At 70.7% G+C, this 2,876-nt stretch carries 1 protein-coding gene and 2 pseudogenes; 2 read left to right on the forward strand and 1 reads right to left on the reverse strand.

Annotated elements, in window-relative coordinates; genetic code table 11:
- Positions 1-242: pseudogene (locus ACWD0J_RS41115) on the forward strand (TetR/AcrR family transcriptional regulator); the annotation flags it as partial.
- A gap of 1,003 nt (positions 243-1,245) precedes the next feature.
- On the opposite strand, the pseudogene ACWD0J_RS41120 reads toward ACWD0J_RS41115, so the two are convergent.
- Positions 1,246-1,950, reverse strand: a pseudogene (locus tag ACWD0J_RS41120) (SDR family oxidoreductase).
- A gap of 101 nt (positions 1,951-2,051) precedes the next feature.
- Between ACWD0J_RS41120 and ACWD0J_RS41125 the strand changes: the two are divergent.
- Positions 2,052-2,678 (forward strand): TetR/AcrR family transcriptional regulator, encoded by a 627-nt coding sequence (locus ACWD0J_RS41125; RefSeq protein WP_451500981.1) that lies wholly within the window; start codon positions 2,052-2,054, stop codon positions 2,676-2,678.
- Positions 2,679-2,876: the final 198 nt, after the last annotated feature.

The following is a 2,876-nucleotide window of genomic DNA, read 5'->3' on the forward strand; positions in this document are numbered from 1 at the left end:
CCGCAGCCGCCCTCTGGGGCAACATCAACGCCTACACCCTCGAACTCCTGACCCGCGCGCAGCGCGAGGGACTGCTCGCCCCGGACGCGGACCTGGAATGGGCGCGGCAGGTGTACTACGCCCTCCTCAACGAAGCCCTCAACAGACCAGGTACGGAGCAGGATCCAGCCGCCCAGGACCCCGACACCCTGGCCGCACTCGTCATCGACACACTGCTGCACGGCGCGGGACCGCACGACTGAGCCACACCTGTGGCGAGGCCGTGGCGGCCATTGGAGGTCCCGTGACCCCGCTGGGTCGGCACTCCGCTGTCAGGCGTGAGCGGCCGAGCCGACCGCCCTCGTCAGCGACTTCGCACGACAACCCGGCCGGACGCCGTAGTCGCCTTCGCCTGACGAGCCGTCCCGGCGGGCAGGACGGCGTTCGCGGTCTGTGCGGCCGGAGAGCCCCGCGCAGTCCGGACCGGAGCCGGATGCGGCGACGGACCTCGCGGAAGGGTGAGGCCGGCGACGGCGGCGGTCGGCACGGCTGACGCGGCAAGAGGTGCCGGACGTCAAGCGCACCCGCTGGCCGATGCCTTCGGTCTGGTCCTGCAGGCATGGGTCAGCCCGGCCAACGTCAGGTCAAGCCGACACACGGGCCGACGGACGGCGAAGCCACCGGCCCTCGGTATGGCTGTGGAGGGCGACGGTTACAGTAGTGGTCCCGGTGCGGGTCTCGGTACCGGCTGGAGTTGCTGCGGATGTGCCCGAGATCGCGAAGATCCACATGAGACGGACCGGATCCTCGGTGTGCCTGGCGCCTTCGTGGGCGCCGCCGACACCAACTCCATCGCCCGGTAGTCAGGGTGGAGTCTGCGGATCGCCTGGCCGGAGCCGCCCTCAGGGCGGTGAAAAGTGCGGTGGTCCCTCGCCGTCCGTCGGCGAGCGCGGACGTCGGGCATGGGCAGCCACGGGGTGGGGGGCACGGGCGCTCCCTGAGCGATTGTTCCGTCAGGCAGCTGTGGATGGGGCGGAGTGTCGTCTGCGGCCAGTCCGGACCTGCCCGGTGGATGAGGTCGTCCGTGCTCCCTTGTCCGCCGTGCCTGGTGGGTGTGGTGGAGGACGAGCGTCAGCCGTCGGCCCGTCGCACTTGCAGAGCTGCTGCTTGCCTGCGGGCAATGTCGGACCGCGGCCCGAGCGGTGGGGCGCGCTCGGGCCGCAGTGCCGTTCTCGAGAGCTTCGGGCCGCGTCTGGTGGGGGTCGGCTACGCCGCCGTGAACTGTCGGTACAGCGCGGCCACGTCCCCGGCCAGTCCGGCCTTGACCTGCCGTGTGATGTCGTCGGCAAGGACCTCGTACGCGTCCTGCTCGATGCCGTCGAGCGCTTGGACGGCGACCTCGCGAGGGCTGGACTTGGGGGCGTCCACACCGGAGGTCAGGTCCGTGTCGACGTAGGCGACGTGCAGAGCCGTGACGCTGATGCCACGCGGTTGGAGTTCCAGGCGCAGGGAGTTGCTCTGCTGCCACAGCGCGGCCTTGGAGGCACTCTAGGAGCCGGTGAGGCCCACCCAGGCGAGAACGGAGCTGACGTTGAGGATGTGGCCGCCGCCGTTGCGCTCGATGGCCGGTGCCAGGGCGCGGGTGACCAGCAGCGGCCCGTAGAAGTTGATGTCGAAGTCGCGGCGCACGTCCTCCAGGGGGGTGTCCAGGAGGGAGCCGCCGACGGATGCGCCGGCGTTGTTGATCAGGATGGTGACGTCCTGCGCCTGCCCGGCCGCGGCGGCCACGGATGCCGGGTCGGTGACCTCAAGGGCCAGCGGCACGGCGTCGGGGTGGGTCACGGTGCGCGGGTCGCGGGCCGTGGCGTAGACCTTGCTCGCGCCGCGCTCGTAGAGCTCTTCCACCAGCGCCTTGCCGATGCCGCGACTGCCGCCGGTGACGAGCGCGACGGCGTCCTTGATGTTCGTCATGTCGAGGGGCCCTTCTTGTCATCTCTAGGGAAAACGTTCGGTTTCCACCGACTGTAAACCGACCGTTTTCCGGGGGCAAATCGGGACGTACGCTGGGACGCATGACCGAAGAGACCCCCCGTCCCGCCATGGCTCCCGCCCTGCCCTCGACCCGCGACCGTCTCCTCGACGCCGCGGCGGACCTCTTCTACCGGGAGGGTGTGCACATTGGGGTTGAAGCGCTGTGCCGCGCCGCGGGCGTGTCCAAGCGCTCGATGTACCAGCTGTTCGACAACAAGGGCGAAGTGATCGCCGCGAGCCTGGAGCGTGCTGCAGCTGCCCACCGCGCCGCCCTGCTGCCCGCGGCCGCGGACGACCGGCCGCCCCGGGAGCGGATCCTCCACGTCTTCCGACGCCTGGAGGAGTTGTCCGCGGGCCCGGACTTCCGCGGCTGCCCGTATGTGGCCGCCGCCGTGGAGCTCAAGTCCCCCGGCCATCCGGCGTGCCAGGTCGCCCGCCGGCACAAGGACGCGCTGACCGCCTTCTTCCGCCGCGAGGCCGAGGCCGGCGGGGTATACGACCCCCCGGCACTGGCACAGCGCCTCACCGTCGTCTTCGACGGGGCGAACTCCTGGAGCGTCGTACAGGGGCGCGGCCTGGACGGCCTCGCCGTCTCGATGGCCGCCTCCCTGATCGACGCGTCAGCAATGGCGAGGACGGAGGGCACGGCGCGGGACTCGGCCGAATGACACCCTTGCGTCCAGCACCGGCACCTGCTTCGGCGGATGTTTCCCGGCGACCACTGCGCTCACAGGCCCGCCCCTTGGCGTTGGCCTTCGAGTACCGCCCGGTTCAGCCCCGCGGGCCGAACATGTAGGCGTTGGCGACGTCGATGAGGGCGGCGCCCTTGTAGGTGGGGTAGCGCTCGGTGATGGCTTTCTTGTAGG

It is taken from the genome of Streptomyces sp. NPDC003011 (genome assembly GCF_053591515.1).